Annotated in this window: 21 protein-coding genes; 12 read left to right on the top strand and 9 right to left on the bottom strand. The window is 64.1% G+C overall.

All coding sequences use genetic code 11. From position 1 onward, the window contains the following. Positions 1-255: 255 nt before the first annotated feature. From cyoA to cyoD, 4 genes are read left to right on the top strand one after another with little or no spacing between them, the layout of a single operon-like run. Positions 256-1,089, top strand: coding sequence for a ubiquinol oxidase subunit II (gene cyoA, locus P6U24_RS13240; protein WP_407159539.1), 834 nt, complete (start codon positions 256-258; stop codon positions 1,087-1,089). Beyond that, positions 1,079-3,079 carry a cytochrome o ubiquinol oxidase subunit I gene (cyoB, locus tag P6U24_RS13245; protein WP_407159540.1) on the top strand — a complete coding sequence of 667 codons (2,001 nt, stop codon included), beginning with the start codon at positions 1,079-1,081 and terminating at the stop codon, positions 3,077-3,079. Before cyoA ends, cyoB begins: the two co-directional genes overlap by 11 nt. Next, positions 3,079-3,714, top strand: a complete 636-nt coding sequence (gene cyoC / locus P6U24_RS13250) for a cytochrome o ubiquinol oxidase subunit III (RefSeq protein WP_407159541.1) — start codon at positions 3,079-3,081, stop codon at positions 3,712-3,714. The genes cyoB and cyoC overlap by 1 nt, the downstream gene beginning before the upstream one ends. Next, entirely contained in the window at positions 3,711-4,106 is a 396-nt protein-coding gene (gene cyoD, locus P6U24_RS13255) for a cytochrome o ubiquinol oxidase subunit IV (RefSeq protein WP_407159542.1), read from the top strand. The genes cyoC and cyoD overlap by 4 nt, the downstream gene beginning before the upstream one ends. A gap of 153 nt (positions 4,107-4,259) precedes the next feature. On the opposite strand, the gene P6U24_RS13260 is transcribed toward cyoD, so the two are convergent. Then, positions 4,260-5,033 (bottom strand): thermonuclease family protein, encoded by a 774-nt coding sequence (locus P6U24_RS13260; RefSeq protein ID WP_407159543.1) that lies wholly within the window; start codon positions 5,031-5,033, stop codon positions 4,260-4,262. 194 nt (positions 5,034-5,227) lie between these two features. Between P6U24_RS13260 and P6U24_RS13265 the strand changes: the two genes are divergently transcribed. The 8 genes from P6U24_RS13265 (at position 5,228) to P6U24_RS13300 (ending at position 14,043) form a co-directional block, all read left to right on the top strand. Further along, a complete protein-coding gene (locus P6U24_RS13265) occupies positions 5,228-6,826 on the top strand; it encodes a GMC family oxidoreductase (protein WP_407159544.1) in 1,599 nt (532 codons plus the stop codon). 7 nt (positions 6,827-6,833) lie between these two features. Then, a complete protein-coding gene (locus P6U24_RS13270) occupies positions 6,834-7,283 on the top strand; it encodes a hypothetical protein (protein ID WP_407159545.1) in 450 nt (149 codons plus the stop codon). 92 nt (positions 7,284-7,375) lie between these two features. Continuing rightward, on the top strand, positions 7,376-8,167 hold the full coding sequence (locus P6U24_RS13275; protein ID WP_407159546.1) for a gluconate 2-dehydrogenase subunit 3 family protein: 792 nt from the start codon (positions 7,376-7,378) through the stop codon (positions 8,165-8,167). Next, positions 8,167-9,933 carry a GMC family oxidoreductase gene (locus tag P6U24_RS13280; RefSeq protein ID WP_407159547.1) on the top strand — a complete coding sequence of 589 codons (1,767 nt, stop codon included), beginning with the start codon at positions 8,167-8,169 and terminating at the stop codon, positions 9,931-9,933. The genes P6U24_RS13275 and P6U24_RS13280 overlap by 1 nt, the downstream gene beginning before the upstream one ends. Positions 9,934-9,941: 8 nt before the next feature. After that, a complete protein-coding gene (locus tag P6U24_RS13285) occupies positions 9,942-11,195 on the top strand; it encodes a c-type cytochrome (RefSeq protein WP_407159548.1) in 1,254 nt (417 codons plus the stop codon). Between the two features lie 66 nt (positions 11,196-11,261). Continuing rightward, positions 11,262-12,302, top strand: coding sequence for a S1C family serine protease (locus P6U24_RS13290; protein ID WP_407159549.1), 1,041 nt, complete (start codon positions 11,262-11,264; stop codon positions 12,300-12,302). A 147-nt stretch (positions 12,303-12,449) separates the two neighbouring features. Beyond that, positions 12,450-13,136: a cysteine hydrolase family protein gene (locus P6U24_RS13295; RefSeq protein ID WP_407159550.1), complete on the top strand. Its 687-nt coding sequence runs from the start codon at positions 12,450-12,452 to the stop codon at positions 13,134-13,136. Between the two features lie 136 nt (positions 13,137-13,272). Then, positions 13,273-14,043 (top strand): methyltransferase domain-containing protein, encoded by a 771-nt coding sequence (locus P6U24_RS13300; RefSeq protein ID WP_407159551.1) that lies wholly within the window; start codon positions 13,273-13,275, stop codon positions 14,041-14,043. Between the two features lie 205 nt (positions 14,044-14,248). Here the strand turns inward: P6U24_RS13300 and soxA are convergent, their stop codons facing one another. The 8 genes from soxA to P6U24_RS13340 form a co-directional block, all read right to left on the bottom strand. Continuing rightward, positions 14,249-15,025 carry a sulfur oxidation c-type cytochrome SoxA gene (gene soxA / locus P6U24_RS13305; protein WP_407160445.1) on the bottom strand — a complete coding sequence of 259 codons (777 nt, stop codon included), beginning with the start codon at positions 15,023-15,025 and terminating at the stop codon, positions 14,249-14,251. Then, entirely contained in the window at positions 15,025-15,348 is a 324-nt protein-coding gene (gene soxZ / locus P6U24_RS13310) for a thiosulfate oxidation carrier complex protein SoxZ (protein WP_407159552.1), read from the bottom strand. Before soxZ ends, soxA begins: the two co-directional genes overlap by 1 nt. Next, positions 15,348-15,827, bottom strand: coding sequence for a SoxY-related AACIE arm protein (locus P6U24_RS13315; RefSeq protein WP_407160446.1), 480 nt, complete (start codon positions 15,825-15,827; stop codon positions 15,348-15,350). The genes soxZ and P6U24_RS13315 overlap by 1 nt, the downstream gene beginning before the upstream one ends. A gap of 15 nt (positions 15,828-15,842) precedes the next feature. Continuing rightward, positions 15,843-16,283 carry a sulfur oxidation c-type cytochrome SoxX gene (soxX, locus tag P6U24_RS13320; protein ID WP_407159553.1) on the bottom strand — a complete coding sequence of 147 codons (441 nt, stop codon included), beginning with the start codon at positions 16,281-16,283 and terminating at the stop codon, positions 15,843-15,845. Then, the gene (locus P6U24_RS13325) at positions 16,276-17,508 is read right to left on the bottom strand and encodes an FCSD flavin-binding domain-containing protein (protein ID WP_407159554.1); all 1,233 of its coding nucleotides are present in this window, start codon (positions 17,506-17,508) and stop codon (positions 16,276-16,278) included. The genes soxX and P6U24_RS13325 overlap by 8 nt, the downstream gene beginning before the upstream one ends. A gap of 103 nt (positions 17,509-17,611) precedes the next feature. Next, on the bottom strand, positions 17,612-19,798 hold the full coding sequence (locus P6U24_RS13330; protein ID WP_407159555.1) for a molybdopterin cofactor-binding domain-containing protein: 2,187 nt from the start codon (positions 19,796-19,798) through the stop codon (positions 17,612-17,614). Positions 19,799-19,809: 11 nt separating this feature from the next. Further along, positions 19,810-20,259: a (2Fe-2S)-binding protein gene (locus tag P6U24_RS13335; RefSeq protein ID WP_407159556.1), complete on the bottom strand. Its 450-nt coding sequence runs from the start codon at positions 20,257-20,259 to the stop codon at positions 19,810-19,812. A gap of 158 nt (positions 20,260-20,417) precedes the next feature. After that, on the bottom strand, positions 20,418-21,836 hold the full coding sequence (locus tag P6U24_RS13340; RefSeq protein WP_407159557.1) for an MFS transporter: 1,419 nt from the start codon (positions 21,834-21,836) through the stop codon (positions 20,418-20,420). Positions 21,837-22,196 lie beyond the last annotated feature (360 nt).

Consider the following 22,196-nt stretch of genomic DNA (forward strand, 5'->3'; position numbering starts at 1 on the left):
CCACAGCCCTGCCATGTGCGACGCAAAATGAAATTTGCGTGGTTAGCGATGCATTTGCCGCAGAGCAGAAAATATTTTGATGCAGTGCAATGCAGTCTTTGCGCGCGCGGCAATTCGGCCTAAAAGCGGCCCCGCGATTCAAAAGCGCACGGCTCGATCAGACAGATGCGTCAGGGATCGTAGTTCCCCAGAGAGGAACGGGCGGCGTCCGCACACGTTGTGCGGGCGGGCCTCACCGCGCGGATTGATGCCACGATGAACATACTCGACCCGCAGGGGCCGATCGCTGCAGCCGAGAAGACGATTCTGATCGACTCCATCGCGATCATGCTGGCGATCGTCATCCCCACGATCATTGCAATCTTTGCTTTCGCGTACTGGTTTCGACAGTCGAACACCAGGGCCGAGTATCTCCCCGACTGGGCCTATTCGGGCCGCGTCGAGATGGTGGTGTGGTCCATCCCGGCGCTCACAGTCATCCTGCTCGGCGGCGTTGCCTGGATCGGCTCGCATGATCTCGATCCGGCCAAGCCCGTGCCGGGGACCGGCATTCCGATCCGCATCCAGGTGGTCTCGCTGGATTGGAAGTGGCTGTTCATCTATCCCGACCAGCGCATCGCCACCGTCAACAGCTTGACTGTGCCGGCCGGCGCACCGCTGCGGTTTGATCTGACCTCGGGCAGTGTGATGAATGCGTTCTTCATCCCGCAGCTCGGCAGCCTGATCTACACCATGAACGGCATGGTGACTCATCTCGAGCTGCGCGCCGACGAGGAGGGGACCTACAAGGGAATCTCCGGGCATTTCAGCGGCGACGGTTTCCCCGACATGATGTTCGACACCCATGTGGTGTCGCAGGTTGCGTTCAGCGACTGGGCCACTTCGACCGCGAAGAGCGATCAGGTCCTGAGCGCCGACACCTACAAGAAACTTGCAGAGCAATCGATCGAGAAGACTCCGATGACGTTCCGCCTGGATGATCCCGAGCTGTTCGGGAAGATCACCAGTCAGCAGATTCCTCCCGCTCCAGGACCGAAGCTGACGACCAACGAGGCCAGGCCGGAGACCGGAGTCCATAATGTTCGGTAAGCTTACGCTTTCTGCAATCCCGTTCGACCAGCCCATCCCGCTGATTTCCGGTGGCGTCGTCGTCGTGCTCGTCATCGCGGTGCTCGCCTGGGTCGTCATCAGGGGCCATTTGCCCTATCTCTGGAACGAGTGGATCACCAGCGTCGATCACAAGCGGATCGGCGTCATGTACATCTTCCTCGCCATGCTTATGCTGCTGCGCGGCTTCGCTGACGCACTGATGATGCGCGGCCAGCAGGCGGTCGCGCTGCATTCGGATGGCTATCTGCCGCCGGAGCATTACAACCAGGTGTTCTCCGCGCACGGCACCATCATGATCTTCTTCGTGGCGATGCCGTTCGTCATCGGCCTGATGAACCTCGTGGTGCCGCTGCAGCTCGGCGTGCGTGACGTCGCCTTTCCTACCTTGAACTCGGTCGGCTTCTGGCTGACCGCAACGGGCGCGCTGCTCGTCAACATCTCGCTCGTCGTCGGCGAGTTCGCCCGCACCGGCTGGCTGCCTTATCCGCCGCTGTCGGAAATGAACTACTCGCCTGGCGTCGGCGTCGACTACTATCTATGGGCGCTGCAGATATCCGGTGTCGGCACCTTGGTCGCAGGCGTCAATCTGACGACGACGGTGCTGAAGCTGCGCACCAAGGGCATGACGCTGCTGCGCATGCCGATCTTTTGCTGGACCACGCTCGCGTCCAACCTCCTGATCGTCGCCGCGTTCCCGATCCTCACTGCGACGCTCGCGATGCTGATCCTCGACCGTTACCTCGGCCTTCATTTCTTCACCAATGAAGGCGGCGGCAACGTCATGATGTTCATGAACCTGATCTGGGCCTGGGGACATCCCGAGGTCTACATCCTGGTGCTGCCGGCCTTCGGCATCTACTCCGAGGTGGTGCCGACCTTCTCCGGCAAGCCGCTGTTCGGCTACCGCTCGATGGTGCTTGCCACCATGGCGATCTGCGTCATCTCCTTCATGGTGTGGCTGCATCACTTCTTCACCATGGGTGCGGGCCCCGAGGTCAATGCGATCTTCGGTATCGCCAGCATGATCATCGCGGTGCCGACCGGCGTGAAGATCTACAATTGGCTGTTCACGATGTATGGCGGCCGGGTGCGCTTCACCTCGCCGATGCTGTGGTCGCTCGGCTTCATGGTCACCTTCATCATCGGCGGCCTCACCGGCGTGCTGGTCGCGGTGCCGCCGGCCGATTTCCTGCTGCACAACAGCCTGTTCCTCGTCGCGCACTTCCATAACGTGATCATCGGCGGCGTGCTGTTCGGCGCTTTTGCCGGCTACACCTACTGGTTCCCGAAGGCGTTCGGTTTCCGCCTGCATGAGGGCTGGGGCAAGGCGGCGTTCTGGTTCTGGCTGGTCGGCTTCTATGTCGCCTTCATGCCGCTCTATGCAGCCGGCTTTCTCGGCATGACCCGCCGTATGCAGCACTATGACGTGCCGGAATGGCGGCCCTGGCTGCTGGTCGCCGGCTTTGGTGCGATCCTCATCCTGATCGGCATCGTCTGCCAGGTGACGCAGCTCGTGGTCAGCATCATGCTGCGCGAGAAATTGCGGGATCGCACCGGCGATCCCTGGGATGGCCGCTCGCTGGAGTGGGCGACCGCCTCGCCGCCGCCGGTGTTCAACTTCGCCGTCATGCCCGATGTCTCAGGTGAGGATGCCTATTGGCAGATCAAGGCCCATGCCAAGCAGCAGAGCCTGGATGCCAAGGCGCCGGACTACAAGGATATCGAAATGCCGCGGAATTCGCCGACCGGATTCGTGTGCGCCTTCTTCGCCACGATCATGGGCTTCGCGCTGATCTGGCACATCTGGTGGATGGTGATTTTGGGGCTGATCGGTGCGTTCGCGACCTTCGTCGCCTTCGCCTGGCGCGACCATGATGAATACCTGATCCCGGCCGCCGAGGTCGAACGGATCGATCGGGCCAATATCGAGGAGCGCCGCGGCCTCGTGACCATCGCAGGAGGTGCATGATGTCGGCAGTTGCAATGGCGCACGGCTACGCCGATCCGCATCACCTGCATGCCATCGAACATGAGGGACCAGCGCCAAAGCGGATCGTGACCGCCTACGGCTTCTGGATATTCCTGCTCTCCGACATTGTGATGTTCTCCTGCTTCTTCGCGACCTACGCGGTGCTGGTGGGGGAGACGAACGGCGGCCCGAGCGGAGCGCAGCTGTTCGACCTGAGGAATGTCGCGATCGAAACCGCGCTGCTCCTGCTGTCGAGCTTCACCTGCGGCATGGCGAGCATCGCGGCCGACATGCGCAACAATCTTTGGTTCCAGATCTCGATGGCGGTGACCGCCTTGTTCGGCGCCGGCTTCCTGGCGCTCGAGGCGATCGAATTCATCGATCTCGTCGAGCGGGGCGCTGGCCCCAGTCGCAGCGCGTTCCTGTCGGCCTTCTTCAGCCTGGTCGGCTGCCACGGCCTGCACGTCTCCGCCGGCATCCTCTGGCTCCTGACCATGATGGCCCAGGTTGTCGCCAAGGGCTTCCGCGCCGACATCCAGCGCCGCATCCTGTGCTTCGCGCTGTTCTGGCACGCGCTCGACATCATCTGGGTCGCGGTATTTTCCGTCGTCTATCTGTTGGGGAGCGCCGTATGAGCGAGCAGGTCCACGGAGCGCACGATCACCACCTCGATGTTGCACCGGGCGAAGAGGAGCACGGCACGCTCGGCTCGCGGGTCCTTGGCTATCTGCTCGGCCTGGGCCTCGCGATTCTGCTGACGGCGACGTCGTTCTTCATCGCCGGCACGGACCTCGTCTGGCAGCCGTCCATTCCGGTCGCAATCGTCGTGCTTGCGATTGCGCAGATGGGCGTCCACATCGTGTTCTTCCTGCACATCACCACCGGTCCCGACAATACCAACAACGTACTGGCGCTGGCCTTCGGCCTCTTGATCGTGTTCCTGGTGGTCGGCGGCTCGATATGGATCATGGATCACCTCAACCAAAACATGGTCCCGATGGATCAGTTGATGCAGATGCAGCGGTGAGGCGACGTTTGGCTACGTAGACCTGTAGGAGCCATTAGCGCAGTCTTAATCGTCCCGTCATTGCGAGCGAGGCGAAGCAATCCAGAGCAAGAAAGTAAGTCTGGATTGCTTCGTCGCCTTGGCTCCTCGCAATGACGGAGAGAACGGGATCGATCACTTCCCCTTGCGCGGCCGGCAATTATAGGCCCGGCGGAAGCCGGCGGCGCGGGCGTCGTCCTCCGAGCAGAACCAGCGCTCAGGCTCGGTGATTCCCGGATAGCTTGGGCAGCCCTGCAGATGATAGATGCCGATATTGCCGGTCACCCGCGCGCGCAACGCGAGCTTGCCCTTGATGGCGCAGCCGGGCGGCGCGGACGGCGAATCGGGAAACAGCACGGCGCGGATCTCGCTGTCCCGGTCCGAGCGGCAGGAGGCGCCGAGCAGCGGGCCATCCTTCTTGCCGATGCGGAAATCGGCGGGTGCCGCGAAGCACCCCTTCCAGATGCCGTTCGCTGCGTCCCTTGCCGCCGCGGCATCATCCTTGACGTGGACCTTGATCGCCGGCTCGACGCTGATCGCAATGCCTGAGCGCGCCGCCTGCTGGTTGAGGCTGACCTTGTCGCCGTCAGCAGTGCAGACCCCGAGATGCCGGCCGCCGCGTCCCTTGTCCGGCCCGAGATCATCGCATCGGACCGATCGGCCGCCGATCAGCTTGCTCAGGCCATCGCGGGCGTCGATGCCGCAGCTCCAGGGATCGGCCTGATCATTGATGCAGAGCTGATCGAACTCCGGCGCGTCGATGCCATCGAGATGGTAAACTGTGTCGCCAAGCTGAATCGTATCGCCGTCTCGCACGACGGCGCTCGCGGCGTCGGCCGATGCTGCCGGCATCAAGAGTCCGAGCAGCGATGTCGCACAGATCGTCAACAACGTATTTCGCAATCGCATAGATGAATTTCCCCCGCCGGACGAGTCCCGGACTCTCCCTAGCATACCGACCCCTCGCCGGACCAATCCCTTGCATGGACCTATGCCTTTGACGTCCGATCCGGTCTGCCTCTATCGTCATATCTGCCCGCGTTCTCGTCGGGCCAACGTTCTGACCGCGAAGACGCGGCGGCTAAAGGGAGACATGCCCGGAAATGAACGATCCCGTCGACGTCCTGATCATCGGCGCGGGCGCCTCCGGCGCCGCAATGGCTTGGTCCTTGGCCGAGACCAAGATGCACATCCTCTGCCTCGAGCAGGGCGGCTGGATGAATCCGGCCGAATATCCGAGCACGGGACGCGACTGGGAAGCGCGCTTCTACGGCGATTACTCGCCGAGCCCGAACATCCGCGCTAGGGCCGAGGACTATCCCATCAACGACGACCACTCGCCGATCAAGGTCGTCAATTTCAACGGCGTCGGCGGCTCGACGGTGATGTACACCGCGCATTGGCCGCGCCTGCATCCATCCGACTTCCGCGTCCGCACGCTCGACGGCGTCGCCGACGACTGGCCGATCGATTACGACACGCTGGCGCCGTTCTTCGCCGAGAACGACCGCATGATGGGCGTCTCGGGCCTCGCCGGCGACCCGGCGTTTCCGCCGACGCAGCCGCCGATGCCGCCGCTGCCGCTGGGGCGCTCCGGCACGCGGTTCGCGAAAGCCATGAACAAGCTCGGCTGGCACTGGTGGCCGTCGGATACGACGGTCGCCACCACAGACTACGAGGGCAGGGCGCGCTGCATCAATCTCGGCCACTGCACGCCGGGCTGTGCGCAAGGTGCGAAAGCCTCGACCGACATCACCTACTGGCCGGCGGCGCTGCGTGCCGGCATCGAATTGCGCACGCATTGCCGCGTGCGCGAGATCACGGTGAACAAGGAGGGCATGGCGAGTGGCGTCGTCTATTACGACAAGGAGGGCGTCGAGCAATTCCAGCCGGCCGAGGTGGTTATCATCGCCTGCAACGGCATCGGCACGCCGCGGCTGCTCTTGAACTCGACGTCCCGTCGCTTCCCGAATGGGCTTGCCAACTCTTCCGGCTTGGTCGGCAAGAACCTGATGTTTCATCCCTACGCGCAAGTCTACGGTTATGTCGACGAGCCGACCGACAGCAACCGAGCGCCGCCGACTTGTTTGTGGAGCAAAGAGTTTTACGAGACCAATCTCTCCCGCGGCTTCGTGCGCGGCTATGCCTTCCAGTTCGGCCGCGGTGTCGGCCCGATCTTCGAGGCGGTCAGCAGCGAGGCGAGGGGGCTGTTGCCTTGGGGCGCCGAGCATCATGCGGTGTTCCGCAAGCTCAACGGACATCGCCTCGCGATATCGGCGATTTGCGAAGATCTGCCCGAAGAGCACAACCGCGTCACGCTCGATCCGGTGCTGAAGGACAGCAACGGCATTCCGGCGCCACGCGTCGACTACACGATCGGCGAGAACACCGCGAAGATGATCACGCATGCCGTTGCGCGCGCGAAAGAGATTCTGGAGGCTGCGGGCGCCACCGACATTTGCATGAATGTGCCGATCCTCTATGGCGGGTGGCACCTGCTTGGCACCGCGCGCATGGGCACGGATCCCGAGCGCTCTGTCGTCAATGAATGGGGCCGTACGCACGACGTGAAGAACCTCTTCATCGTCGACGGCAGCCTGTTCGTCACCTCGGGCGGCGTCAATCCGACCTCCACCATCCAGGCCATCGCGCTGTACATCGCCGACCAGATGAAGCAGCGCCTCGCCAACCTCTTTGATTGAGGCTCCCATGCAGTCAAACGATCAGCTCACCGCTTTGCAACGCGACGACTTGCGCACGATTGCAGGCATAATGATCCCGGAAAGCGTCGAATACGGTGTGCCGGGTGCGGACGACGCGGCGATCCAGGCCGACATCATTGCAACTCTCGGTCGAGATGCGACTGCCATTCGATCCGCACTCGATCACCTCGCGCGGCTTGCGGGAAAGCCGCTGTCGATGCTGACTTCCACGAAACGCGACGCTGTTGTAGCTGAGTTCCGTACAACTGGCGGTGTAGCAGCCGCAACGCTGAGCCGTGTCATCCTGCAGTGCTACTATCGTGATGATCGCGTGCTGAAGTCTCTTAATTTGGAACTACGCGCGCCGTTCCCGAGGGGATATCAGCTCGAGCAGGGCGATTGGTCGCTCTTGGATGCGGTAAAAACACGCGCCCCGATGTGGCGCAGGGCGCCATGATCGATTTGCATTCGATCGGCAACGGATTTGTTTACGAATCTGTCTAAGAAGACTTCCAGATCGGATCATTCGGATTCGGCTGGGGGTCAGAGATGCAAACCGACGATCGCTCGGCGATGCGCGCCAAATTCGCGCCGCCGACAGAGAAACCCAAACATTCAGGCATGTCGCGGCGCAGCCTGCTCGCCACCGCCGCGCTGTTGATCACGACATCGGGGGCGACGGCCAAGGTCGTCACCAAAGTGCTGCCTTGGCGGCCGAACGAGGTGTATCCGGCGACGCCGGTCGTACCCGGCGGCTGGTTGTTCTTCACCTCCGACGAGGCGGCCGTTGTCGACGCGATCGTCGACCGGCTGATCCCGACCGATGAGCTCGGGCCGGGCGCCAAGGATTCCGGTGTCACCACCTTCATCGATCGTCAGTTGACCGGTCCCTATGGCGGGCACGACTGGCTCTACATGCAGGGGCCGTTCTCCGATAAGCCATTGCCTACGCAGGGGTTGCAATCGCCGCTGACGCCGCGCCAGCAGTATCGCCAGGGGCTTGCTGCGCTCGCCGCGTATTGTAAGGCCAATTTCGGCGGACGCTCCTTCATCGATCTCTCCGGCGAGGAGAAGGACAAGCTGCTCGCCGGCATGGAAAAGGGCGAGGTGAAGTTCGAAGGCTTCCCGAGCCGCACGCTGTTCAGCGCCATCTATGCCAACACGGTCGAGGGCTTCTTCGCCGACCCGATCTATGGCGGCAACAAGGATATGGCAGGCTGGAAGCTGATCGGCTTCCCAGGCGTTCGCTACGACTTCCGTGACATCATCGACAATCCGAACAAACCATACACGCTGCCGCCGGTCGCCATGCAGGGCCGTCAGGCCTGGGGAGAACGCTGATGGCCCGCCGTCTACCACGCAAGGATGTTGTGATCGTCGGTCTCGGCTGGACCGGATCGATTCTCGCTCTCGAGCTCGCCCGCGCAGGCCAGGAGGTCGTGGCGATCGAGCGCGGCCCGTGGCGCGACACCGCCACCGATTTCAACATCGGCACCGCGCCTGACGAACTGCGCTACGCCGTGCGTCACGACATCTTCCTGCGCCCGCGGCAGGAAACGCTGACCATGCGCAACAACTCGTCGCAGACCGCGCTGCCGATCCGCCGCTGGGGCAGCTTCCTGCCGGGCAACGGTGTCGGCGGTGCTGGCTCGCATTGGAACGGCCAGACCTGGCGCTTCCTGCCGGACGACTTCCGCCTGCGCAGTCACATGATCGAACGCTACGGCGAGAAGATCATGCCGGAGGGGCATCAGATCCAGGACTGGCCGATGAGCTATGATGAGCTCGAGCCGTTCTATGACGAGTTCGAACGTTGCCTTGGTATTTCCGGCAAGGCCGGCAATCTCAAGGGGCAGATCCAGCCCGGCGGCAATCCGTTCGAAGGCCAGCGCTCGAACGAATATCCGACCCCGCCGCTGAAGCAGGGCTATTCGCAGGAGCTGTTCATGAAGGCGGCGAGCGGAATGGGCCTGCACCCGTTCCCGCGGCCCTCGGCGAACATCTCCTCCGCCTACACCAATCAGTACGGCTGCAGCATGGCGCCGTGCACCTATTGCGGCTTCTGCGAGCGCTTCGGCTGCTCGAACTACTCGAAGTCCTCGCCGCAGACCTGCGTGTTGCCGGCCCTGGTGCGCGAGCCGAACTTCGAGGCGCGTACCGAATGCGAGGTGACCAAGGTCAAGCTGTCCGGCGACGGCAAAATGGCGACCGGCATCATCTATATCGATGCCAATGGCGAGGAGTGGGAGCAGCCCGCCGATCTCGTGCTGCTCTGCGCCTACGGCCTGTTCAATGTGCGGCTGATGCTGCTGTCGGGCATCGGCAAACCCTATGACCCGAACACGGGTGAGGGTGTCGTGGGGCGCAACTACGCCTACCAGACCGGCTCGGGTGCGACCGCGTTCTTCGACAACGTCAATTTCAACCCGTTTGCGGCGGCCGGCTCGCTGGGCGCTGCGATCGACGACTACAACAGCGACAATTTCGATCACGGTCCGCACGGCTTCGTCGGCGGTGCGTCGATCACCAATGCTTACACGAACGGACGGCCTATCATGTATCACCCGACGCCGCGGGGAACACCGACCTGGGGTTCCGCCTGGAAGAAGGCGGTGCGCGACACTTATCAGCGCGTCACCAATGTCGGCGCGCAGGGCAGCGTGATGAGCTATCGCGCCAACTATCTCGATCTCGACCCGACCTACAAGGATCAGTACGGACGCCCCTTGATGCGCATCACGTTCGACTTCCAGCCGAACGAGATCAAGATGGCCAACTGGATGGCCGAGCGCTGCGAGGAGATCGCGAAGGCGATGGGCGCTAAGACCACCCAGCTCAACCGTCTCAACACGCCGTGGAACGTGGTGCCTTATCAGAGCACGCACAATACCGGCGGCACGGTGGCCGGCACCGATCCCAAGACCAGCGTGCTGAATCGCTATTTGCAGTCCTGGGACGTGCCGAACGTGTTCGTGATGGGTGCGTCGACCTTCCCGCAGAACGCCGGCTACAACCCGACCGGCACGGTGGGCGCGCTGACCTACTGGGCGCTCGACGCCATCAAGACCAAGTATCTGAAATCGCCTGGGGCATTGGTGCAGCAATGAGGTCGATCGTGACGAAACAACCGACCGGTCGGGGTGTCCGGCTGCGCCATCTGCTCGCGCTCGCGCTCATCGCTGCGCCCGGCGTCGTGCTCGCCGATTCGGACAACGTCATCGAGATCCAGCGCGGCAAGGCGCTGGCCACCTCCGGTGACTGCGTCGCTTGCCACACCGCGCCGGGCGGCGTGCCGTTCGCCGGCGGGCTCGCGCTACAGACGCCGTTCGGCGCCATCATGACGCCGAACATCACGCCGGACAATGCAACCGGCATCGGCAGCTGGAGTGCGGACGACTTCGCCCGCGCCATGCATGAGGGCAAACGGCCGGGCGGCACGCGGCTCTATCCGGCATTCCCGTACACCTACTACACCAAGGTGACGCGCGCGGATTCCGATGCGATCTACGCTTACCTGCGTTCGCTCGATCCGGTCTCGAACACCGTTAATCGGAGCACGCTGCCGTTCCCGTTCAGCATCCGAACCTCGATGGCCGCCTGGAATGCGTTGTTCTTCACGCCGGGCGCGTTCAAGCCTGATCCGAACAAGTCGGAGGACTTCAACCGCGGCGCCTACCTGGTCGAGGGCCTCGGCCATTGCGGCGCTTGTCACACGCCGCTGAACGCTTTCGGCGCCAACAAATCCGACAAATATCTGCAGGGCGGCGTGGTCGACAACTGGACCGCACCTGATATCACCAACGACGCGCAAGCGGGCCTCGGCAAATGGTCGGTCGACGAGGTCGTCCAGTACCTGAAGACGGGACAGGCGCGCGGCGTGATCGCCTCGGGTCCGATGAAGGACGTGGTCGAGAACTCGACTGCGAAAATGCCGGATGCGGATTTGAAGGCGATGGCGGTCTATCTGAAGGAGCGGGGCGCGACCGGCACGCCGGCGCCGAGCCCAGTCTCGGCGGACGATCGCCGGATGAAGGTCGGCGAGGCGATCTTCGTCGACACCTGTATGGCGTGCCATACCCGCAAGGGCGAGGGCATTGCGCACGTGTTCCCGAAGCTCGCGGGCGCCACGATCGCAACGCAAGACGATCCGTCGTCGCTCATCCATGTGGTCATCACAGGTGCACAGGCGGCTGCGACGGCGAGCCATCCGACCGCGCCGACGATGCCGTCATTCGGCTATCGGCTCAACGACGAGCAGATCGCCGCCGTCGTCACCTATGTCCGCAACAGCTGGGGCAACGCCGCCTCGCCCGTCACGGCCGATGCAGTCAAGGCAGTGCGCGCCAAAGTGACCGGCGCGGTGGACTAGCCGGCTCGGCTGCTCCCTTGCACGGCAGGGGACAGCTACCCATCTGACGTGGCAAAGGAAATCGCCATGTTGGATTTTACCTCTGATTTCGCCGGCGACGACCTGTCGCCGGCGCAAACGTCTGAAGCCTCTCCCGTCGATGACCGGGCTCTGCTCGACGCCTATTCCAACGCCGTCATTGCGGTGACGGAGCGTGTCGGCCCGGCTGTCGTGCGCGTCGAGACCGGCCCGAAATCCGGCCACCGCGGTGAGCGCGGCGGCCTCGGCTCCGGCATCGTCATCTCGCCGGACGGACTGGTGCTGACCAACAGCCATGTGGTCGGCACCTCGAAAGAGATCCGGCTGCGCGACACCGAAGGTGTCGTGACGGATGCACATGTGCTCGGCGTCGATCCCGACACCGATCTGGCGCTGCTGCGTGCCAATGGCTCGCGTGACCTGCCTTATGCGTCGCTCGGCAATTCCAAGACCTTGCGGCGCGGCCAACTGGTGGTCGCGATCGGCAATCCGCTGGGATTCGAGTCGACGGTGACCGCCGGCGTGGTATCCGCGCTCGGCCGCTCGATCCGCTCGGTCTCGGGGCGGACCATCGAGGACGTGATCCAGACCGATGCCGCGCTCAACCCCGGCAATTCCGGCGGCGCGCTGGTATCGTCGGCGGCCGAGGTGATCGGCGTCAACACCGCCATCATCCAGGGCGCGCAGGGCATCTGCTTTGCGGTCGCCAGCAACACGGCGCAGTTCGTGCTGTCGGAGATTATCCGGCACGGCTATGTCCGGCGCGCCTATATCGGCGTGTCCGGGCAGACCGCGCCGATCCCGCGGCGGCATGCGGTGCTGGCCGGCGTCGAGAACAAGATGGGCGCGCTGTTGATGCAGATCGAACCGGACGGTCCGGCGGCGCGCGCTGGTCTGTTGCCCGGCGACGTCGTGATCAAGCTCGACGGCGTCGATATCAACGGCGTCGACGACCTGATCCGGGTGCTGGACCGCGACCGCATCGATCGCAGGCTGTCGATGGACGTGCTGCGGCTGGGCCGCCTGCGCGGCATCGACATCCATCCGATGGAGCGCAAGCCGGCGCCGCGACAGGCTCAAGCGTCGTAATCCCTGCGCAATCCGATTTGACACGCGAGATGCCGCCTCCGGGCGGCATCTTCCGTCTAGGGGCCGCGTACCGTGCGACGTTGTATACAATGGCATGGTGCTTGCTTCATTCTGCAGCGAGCGAATTCTCGCAGGGGGAAGTCGGCCATGACGGACGTAACGCCAGCAGTCGGCGTGGTGATCGCCGAGCCCGATCCGATCGCGCTCGATTGGGGGAAGACGGCGCTCGTCATCATCGACATGCAGCGCGATTTCATGGAGCCGGGAGGCTTTGGCGAGACGCTCGGCAATGATGTCTCGCTGCTCGCAAGCGCGGTGGCGCCGATCGGCAAGGTGCTCGCGGCTGCGCGCAAATCAGGCATGCTTGTCGTCCACACCAGGGAAGGGCACCTGCCTGACCTCTCCGATGCGCCGCCGGCAAAGATTGAGCGCGGCGCGCCGTCTTTGCGCATCGGCGATCCCGGGCCGATGGGGCGTATCCTGATCCGCGGCGAGGCCGGCCATGACATCATCCCCGAGCTTTATCCATTCGCGGGCGAGGTCGTCATCGACAAGCCGGGCAAGGGCGCGTTCTACGCGACCGAACTCGGAAACGTGCTGAAGCAGCACGGCATCGAGAACCTCCTGGTCTGCGGCGTCACCACCGAGGTCTGCGTCAACACCACGGTGCGCGAGGCCAATGACCGCGGCTACCGTTGCGTCGTGATTGCGGACGGCTGCGCATCCTACTTCCCCGAATTCCACGAGATGGGCCTCAAGATGATCAAGGCGCAGGGCGGCATCTTCGGCTGGGTCGCGGACTCCGTCGCCGTGCTCAAGGCCATGAGCGCGTAGAGCAGGGCGGGTGCGGAGCGATCGGCGATTCCGCGATGCTAAGTCTTGCTGAGGCTCCTTCAGTTTTCCTTGCTTGAGATGCGAGGGGCTTGAGCCATAGAACGAGCCATCGCATCACGACGACAAGGTTGGCGCCATGGTCTGGAATCCGCAGCAATATCTGAAATTCGCTGGCCAAAGGTTGCGGCCGGCGCTCGACCTGCTGGCGCGCATTCCGGATTTGCCGGCGCGGGCCATTGTCGATCTCGGCGCCGGCGCGGGCAATGTGACGAAGCTTCTCAAGGAGCGCTGGCCCGAGGCGACCGTGACCGGCGTCGAGGGCTCGGCCGAGATGGTCGCTGCAGGACGCAAGGCCGCCCCTGATGTCGAATGGCGGCACACCGACCTCGCATCTTGGCAGCCGCCAAAGCAGTATGACCTCGTCTACTCCAATGCGGCGCTGCATTGGCTGCCGGATCACTCCACGCTCTTTCCGACTCTCATGACGAGCGTCGCAGCGGGCGGCTTCCTCGCGGTGCAGATGCCGCGCAACTTTACCGCGCCTTCGCATGTGTTGGCCGCCGAGACCGCGCTGAACGGGCCATGGCGTGCGAAGCTCGAACACCTGCTGACGCCGCCGCCGGTGCATGAGCCGCAATTCTATCATGGCGTACTGGCGCCCCATGCCGACAATATCGACATTTGGGAAACCGAGTATCTGCAGGTGCTCGAAGGCGAGAACCCGGTCAAGGAATGGACCAAGGGCACCTGGCTGACCCGCTATCTAGATGTGCTGGATGGCGACGAGAAGGTGGCCTTTGAGGCGGCCTATGGCGAGCCCGTCGCCAAAGCCTATCCGCGCAATGAAGCCGGCAAGACGCTGTTTCCGTTCCGCCGTCTGTTCATGGTGGTGCAGGCGAAGGGGTAGGTTCCGAAAGAAATTTCATCATTGCGAGGTCAGAGGTACTGGATGTCGCCGCGCAATCAGTGTCGTCCCGGCGAACGCCGGGACCCATACGCCGCGGCGGGAGCGTTGTGAGGACAGTCTCCACAACCATCTAGCATCAAACTGCAGCCTGTGACTATGGGTCCCGGCTCAAGGCCGGGACGACAGCAGAGATTGTGGATGGCTCTTACGGGCGCACCGCCGGCGTCTCGATCGGCATGCCGCGCGCACGCGACATCAGATAGAGCTGGAGCGCGACCATGTCGAGCGAGCCGAAGTCGTAGGCTTGCGCGCGGATGCCGGTCATGCAGCTGCGGATGCGCCGTTGCAGCGAGCCCATGGCCTGCCATTCCAGCCGATATTCCGGATAGCCGTTGGGCTGGCCTTGCGTGATCGGAGCGCCGGCGAGATGCTTGTCCCAATTGTCATCGTGGCAATTGGTGCAGGCGAGGTTGAGCTGTCCCTGCCGCTGCATGAACAGCTCGTGGCCGCGCGCGACGAATGGCGCGAGCGCGTCGTCGTCGCCCGATGTGATCGGCAGTCCACGCGATTGCCTGCCGATGAAGGCGGTGAGCGCAAGCAATTCGCGGCTCTCATTGGCAAACGGGCTGGCCTGCTGATGGTCTTTGCGGCAGAGATTGATACGCTGCTCGATATCCACGGGGCGGCCAAGCGGCTTGTCGAATGCCGGATAGCGCGCCGCGACCCCCTTCATGCTGACGCTCGCATCGCCGTGGCAATCGGCGCAGGACCTGTTGGCATCCCCGACCTTCGCATTCCACAGCGCTTCGCCGTCCATGACCGCCAGCATGCCCGGATTGGCCGTGTCGTCATCCTGCATCGCCTTGGTGTCTGGTGCCATGAACGTATAGCCCGACCGCCGTTCGGCGGCTGGGATCTCCGACGCCAGCGCGGGCAGTGCGGTCAAGACCGCGATGCCCAACAGCAGCCGGCGCAGGCGCATCATGCTTCGACCGTAATCGCAGCAGAGGCGTTGGCGACAAAGCCGTTGTCGCCGATCCATTCGAACTCGAACCTGCCGCTATCGGTTGCGACCGTGAAGAAGGAGAGGAACGGATTGGCCGCGATCGCCGGAAACAGGTCGGCGCGAAAGATCTCCTCGCCGTTGAAACGGCAGGTGAAGCTGGTGATGATGTTGCGCGGCACGAGATCGCCCGCGGCCGTCCGGCGATAGCCAGGCTCCATAATGTGCGACATCAACGTGCGGATCTCGATGACCGCGCCTCTCTTCGCTTTGGACGGCACATTGACGAGGGCAGACGCCATCACGGCACCTCCTCGGTGCAGGCGGCCAGCGTAACGATGACGTCGACGCTGCCCGACCAGAACGAGCCGTCGGAGAGCTGCGCGATCGCGGTCACCTTCTGACTGTCGGCAAGCCGGATACGGGTCGTGACCTTGGCGCGGCCGGCCCGCGGGCCGAGATGGAAATTGCCGATGTTCGGCTGCGGGTTCTTCTCATTGAAGACATGGATGCTCTTGACGTGATCCTCCGCTGTGATCCGGCTGTCCACGCTCACCGTCATCGGCACGGTGTTGCCGTTCTCGACCAGCGGCGGAATCTCGAGCTTGACCTTGCCGACCTTGACCGCGGCTTCGCCAACGAGATCACGGATTGCCGAGGCCAGCATCGCCGGCGTTGCGCTGGCGGGGCGCACGGTGACAACGGGCAGCGCGCCCGAGAGGGCGGCAGTGCCCGCAAGCTGCAGGACGTGGCGGCGCGAGATGTCTGATGCGTTGCGCATAGGGGTCATATGATCTCAGTCGCGCAGGGTTGCGAGGTAGGCCACGATATCCTCGATCTGTTCCGCTGTGAGTATCGGCTTGCCCTGCCAGGTGCGGCCGACGCGTTCCAATCCGTCCGTGCGATAATAGGACGGCATGATGGTTGCTGGATTGAGGCGCGCAGCATCGACCAGGCGCAGGCGCAATTGCGGAACGCTCCAGCGACTGCCGGCGCCAGCTAGATTTGGTGCCAGATCGCCCTGGAACCGGACCTCCGGCAGCGGCGCGGAATGGCAGAGAATGCAAGTCGAGGAACGCTCGGCGACCAGCGCCCGCCCGCGCGCCGCATCTCCTGGCATGTCGGTGAGTGGCTGTTCGATGCCGTCGCCTGAGACGGTGTAGGACGCAAGCGACTGCGCAACCGCGGGCGAGGCGAGGGCAGCGAGGCACGCGGTCACGGGGAGCAGCTTAGCCAAAGGCGTCCACCGTCAGTTTCTTGTACCAGGTGGTGGCCGCTTCCGCCTCCTTGGCGCGGGTCTCGCGGGGCGCATCGAGCGGGCTGGTGCCGCCGCCTTCGACCTCGCCGAAAATGTCGCCCTTGGGCTGATAGACGCCTGCCAGCGAGAAGCCGTAGCCGGGCGAGACAATATTGTAGCAGACGCCCGTCAGCGTCGGGCTCTCCGGGGTCTTGCCCGCGAGCTGCGCGGCGACAATCGTCGCGCAGGCCTTGCCTTGCGCCTGTGCAGCCGCTGCCGATTTCGGAATGCCGCCGCCAAGGCAGGCGTCGCCGATGACGTGGATATCAGGCACCAGTTTGGACGCGAAGGTCGCGGGATCGATCGGGCACCAGCCGGTGTGATCGGTGGCGCCGGCGAGGGCGGCGATGCTTCCCGCCTTATGCGGCGGGATGACGTTGGCGACGTCTGGATTGTAGTTGCCGAATTCCGTGATGATCGTCCGATCGGTCGGATTGACCTCGGTGACGCGGCCACCTTGCGACAGGGGAATGCGCTCGATCAGGCCGCCATAGAGTTCGCTCCACGCACGTTCGAACAGCCGCTGCTGCGAGAACTCATCCTTGGCGTCCAGGATCAGCACCTTCGAGCGTGGCTTGTTAGCCTTGAGATAGTGCGCGATCAGGCTGGCGCGCTCGTAGGGCGCCGGCGGGCAGCGCATGGGATTGGCCGGGACCACGATCGCGACCACGCCGCCATCGTCCATGGCTTCGATCTGTCGCTTCAAGAGTAGCGTCTGCGCGCCGGCTTTGTAGGCATGCGGCATCTCTTCCGCCGCGGCCTCGTCATAGCCTTGCACGGCCTTGAAATCGAGATCGATGCCGGACGACAGCACCAGCCGGTCGTAGGCGATCGCGCTGCCGTCGGCGAGTGTCACCTTTCTTGCCTGCGGATCGATGGCGCTCGCAGCCTGCGCGATCACGCGCACGCCTTCGGCCGCGATCTTCTCGTAGGTGAACTGCTGGGCGGCGATGTCACGCAGACCGGCGATGACTTCATTGCTCAGAGGACAGGAGGTGAAGGTGGCGTTCGGTTCGATCAAGGTCACGTCGAGCTTCGGGCTCACCTTGCGCAGCGCCCGTGCGCAGCTCGCGCCGCCAAAGCCGCCGCCGACCACGACGACGCGCGCGGCGGATTGTGCCCGCGCTACATGCGGCAAAGCAAGCGTGCCCGTGGTCGCGGCCATCGCGGCAACAACCTGCCTGCGTGTCAGTGCATGTTTTGGGTCAGTCGACATGAGTTCAGCTTAGCACGGCGGCGGTCTCTCCGATGAGACCGCCGCCGGAGTGTCAAGCAAAGCTGATGTTCTGGTCGCGCAGCGGCACCGAGCGGATGCGCTTGCCGGTTGCGGCGAAGTAGGCGTTCAGCACCGCAGGTGCGGCGACGCTGATGGTCGGCTCGCCGACGCCGCCCCAGAAGCCGCCGCTCGGCATGATGATCGACTCCACCTTCGGCATCTCGCTGATGCGCATCGAATTGTAGGTGTCGAAGTTGGTCTGCTCGATGCGGCCGTCCTTCACGGTGCAGCCGCCATAGAACAGGCCGGAGAGGCCATAGACGAAGGAGCCCGCGATCTGCCGCTCGATCTGCGCCGGGTTGACGGCGTAGCCGGGATCGGTGGAGGCGACGATGCGGTGCACCTTGATCTTGGTGCCCTCGGTGACCGAGATCTCCGCGGCTGCCGCGACGTAGCTGCCATAGGAGTGGAGCTGCGCCAGGCCGCGATAAACGCCCTGCGGCGCCTCGGTGCCCCAGCCGATCTTCTCGGCCACCGCATTGAGCACCGCGAGATGCTTCGGATGGTCCTTCATCAGCTTGCGCCGGAACTCCAGCGGGTCTTGGCCCGCCGCCTGCGCCAGCTCGTCCATGAAGCATTCGAGATAGATCGCGTTCTGGTTCACATTCACCCCGCGCCAGAAGCCCGGAATGATGTGCGGATTGCGCATGGAGTGCTCGATCAGCAGATTCGGCACCGAATAGCCGATCGTCGCATCGCCCGAGGCATTGAACCCCGCAAAGGTCGCCGGGTCCTTGCCATTGACCAGCGCCTCCGGGCGCAGGCTGAACAGGATCGATTGGCCGGAGATGCGGATGTGCAGCGCAGTGAGGTTGTTGTCGGCATCGAAGCCGCCGGTCAGCTTGCATTGCGTGACCGGATGATAGCGCCCATGCGTCATATCCTCCTCACGCGACCACAACAGCTTGACCGGCGTGCCCGGCATCTCCTTGGCGACGAGCACGGCCTGGCGGACATAGTCGGTCTGGCCGCGCCGGCCGAAGCCGGTGCCGAGCATCAGCTTATGCACCTCGCATTTGTCGGCAGGCAAGCCCGTCGCCTCCAGCACGGCGGCGAACGCCGCCTCGCCGTTCTGGGTGCCGCACCAGACCTCGCATTTGTCGGGCGTGTAGAGCGCGGTGGCATTCAGCGGCTCCATATTGGCGTGGTTCTGATAGGGATAGTTGTAGACAGCCTCGACCTTCTTCACAGCACCTGCAAGCGCGGTCTTCACGTCGCCGTTCTCGTTGCCGACATAGGCGGGGCCGGAGTCGAGACCCTCGGCGAGCCATTGCGCGATCGAAGCCGAGGAAACCTTGGCGTTCGGGCCTTCGTCCCAGGCAATCGGCAACGCGTCGAGGGCGGTCTTGGCGTGCCACCAGGTATCGGCGATGACCGCGACGGCCGTATCGCCGACCCGCACCACCTTCTTGACGCCCTTCATGCCGGCGATCTTAGCTTCGTCAAAGCTCTTCAGCTTGCCGCCGGTGACCGGGCAGTCCTTGATCGCGGCATTGAGCATTCCGGGCAGCTTGAAATCGATGCCATAGATCATTGCCCCCGTGACCTTGTCGGGCGTGTCGAGCCGCTTGACGCCCTTGCCGATCAGCTTCCAGTCCTTCGGGTCCTTCAGCTTGACGTCCGCCGGCGGCGTCAGCTTCGCCGCGGCTTCAGCGACCTTGCCATAGGTTGTGGTGCGGCCGGATGGCGTATGGGTGATGACGCTGTTGGCGGCAGAGCATTCGGAAGCCGGCACGCTCCAGTCGTTCGCCGCGGCCTGGATCAGCATCATGCGTGCGGTCGCGCCGCCCCTGCGCACATAGTCCTGCGAGGTGCGGATGCCGCGGCTGCCGCCAGTCGAAAATTCGCCCCAGACGCGCTTGCGGGCGACGTTCTGGCCCGGCGTCGGATATTCCGTCGTCACCTTGCTCCAGTCGCATTCGAGTTCCTCGGCGACGAGCTGGGCTAGTCCAGTGAGCGTGCCCTGGCCCATCTCCGAGCGCGCGATGCGGATCACCACGGTGTCGTCCGGCCGGATCACGACCCAGGCGTTGACCTCTGGCGTGCCATCGGCGGCGCGAACGGGCTGCGGGCCGCCGAAGGGGATGTCGAGGCCGAGCGCAAGACCGCTGCCGAGCGTGGCCGCACCGATCACGAAAGCGCGGCGATTGAGCTTGGGCGTCACAACATGCTTATTCATGGACGCCCCCTTCACGCGCTCGCCGCGGCATGGATCGCTTCGCGCACCTGCTGGAAGGTGCCGCAGCGGCAGATATTCGTGATGGTGTCGTTGATGTCCTGATCGGTCGGCTTGGGATTGTCCTTCAGCAGCGCCGCCACGGCCATGATCATGCCGCTCTGGCAGTAGCCGCATTGCGGCACGTCGTTCTCGATCCAGGCCTGTTGCACCTTGTGCAGCACGCCGTTGGTGGCGATTCCCTCGATGGTTGTGATTTGCTTGCCGCTCGCCTCCGATACGGAGATGCCGCAGGAGCGCATTGCGACGCCGTCGATATGCACGGTGCAGGCGCCGCATTGTGCGATGCCGCAGCCATATTTGGTGCCGGTCAGTCCCGCGTTCTCGCGGATCGCCCACAGCAGCGGCGTATCGGGCTCGACATCGAGATCGAAAGTCTTTCCATTGATCGTCAGGTTTGCCATCGCATATCCCCGGTTCGTTCAACTCGCCAGTTGAACTGCAGGGCGCGAATTTGGACCGGGCGCTGGAATCGTTCAAATCAAGAATCTGCGTCTGTGGCGCGCAAAAAAAGCTTAGGCCATAGCGGAAGATGCTTTGCCGTGCGGTGTTGCTGCGACGATTAGCTGCCGCCCGGCGGCGCGACGGCGAGCCGCAGGAAGCTCATCACGCTGCCGAGCGCGGCAAAGCCCGCGCCGAGCGCGAGCGCCAGTGTTGCACCCTCGCGGCCCGCGAGCGTAAAACAGAGCGCGGCCAGCGCGGCGCCAGTGGTCTGTCCCGTCAGGCGCGCGGTCGCGACGATGCCGCTGGCGCTGCCGCTGCGGTGTGGCGGCGCGCTCGACATGATCGCTCTCAGATTCGGAGTCTGGAAGAAGCCGAAACCGATGCCGCACACGACCATGCGCCAGACGATGTTGACGACGCTGGGCTCGGCCGGCAGCAGCGCCAACAGGGCCATGCCAGTGCAAAGCAGCACGAGCCCAGCGCCGCAGAGCAGTCCGGCGGGATAGCGATCGGAGAGATGGCCGCCGATCGGCGCCATGATCGCGACCACCAGCGGCCAGGGCGTCAGGAAGAAGCCTGTCTCGACCTGTGAGCGATGCAGTATGTCCTCGAAGTAGAACGGCAGTGACACGAAGGCGAGGCCCTGCACGGCAAAGGAGCAGACCGCGGTTGCAGCCGACAGCGCGAACAGTGCTCGGCGGAACAGGTCGATCGGCAGCATCGGCGCCGGATGGTCGGCATGTCGCCGCTGCAGGAAGAAGCCGAGCAAGAGAGCTGCGGCAAGCTCGATGATGACGGTGATGGCGGTGGCGCCATGGGCGGCGCTGCCGATGCCGGTGATGAACAGGCCGAGGCAGGTTGCAGCGAGCAGGGCGCCGGGAAAATCGAAGGAATGGCCGGTGCGCGGTGTCGGCGGCAGCATGCGGGCACCGATCAGCATCGCTACGACGCCGAACGGCAGGTTGACCGCGAACAGCCAGGGCCAGGGGCCGAATGCGAGAATGCCGGACGCGATGGTCGGACCGAAGGTGAAGGCGACGCCGACGACGAGCGCGTTATGGCCGAAGCCGCGACCTGCCATCCGGCTCGGATAGACGAAGCGGACCAGTGCCGCGTTCACGGCCATGATGCCGCTGGCACCCAAGCCCTGTAGCGTCCGGGCGACCAGCAGGCTCGGCAGCGACCATGCCAGCGCGCAGCCGACCGAGGCCAGCGTGAACAGCAAGAGGCCACCCAGATAAATGCGCTGATGGCCGACGATCTCGCCGAGCGCGCCGAGCGGCAGCAGAGTCGCGACCAGCGCGATCTGATAGACATTCACCACCCAGACCGCTTCCGCGGGGCTGACATGAAGGTCGGCCGAGATCGCGGGCAGCGCGATGTTGGCGATCGCGGTATCGAGCGAGGCCATCGCCAGCGCGGTGAAGATCGCGGCCACCGCCCAGCGGCGCTGCTCCCAAGGCAGGCCATCGCTCGCGGCAGCGCCGGGCGCGGCATCTCTTACCGCGTCCTTGGCGGCTTGCTGGCGGTTGGACATTCCGGGCCCTTCACTGCGCGTGGCGCGCCTATCCGAGGCATATACTACGAACCGGCATGTCTCCCAGTGAGGCCAGCGCATGGGCGTATGCGCGATCCGCCCTTTTGCGTGCGGGACAGCTCACAATTCGTCCGCTAACAATCGCGTGACATCGTTGCTGTGCGCATGCTCGACCAGCGTAGCCATCCAGCAAGGGAGTGACCTCATGCGTATCGTCGTCCTGCCCGGTGACGGGATCGCGCCCCGAGATTCTCGGCGGCCACCTCGCAGGTGTTGCGCGCGGCCTCCGAGCAGTTCCAACTCGGGCTGGCGCCGACGAGCACACCGTCGGCGCGCAGCCTGATGATCTCGACCGCGGCA

The sequence above is a fragment of the Bradyrhizobium sp. STM 3557 genome (assembly GCF_045571465.1).
In the GTDB taxonomy this organism is placed as follows: Bacteria; Pseudomonadota; Alphaproteobacteria; order Rhizobiales; family Xanthobacteraceae; genus Bradyrhizobium.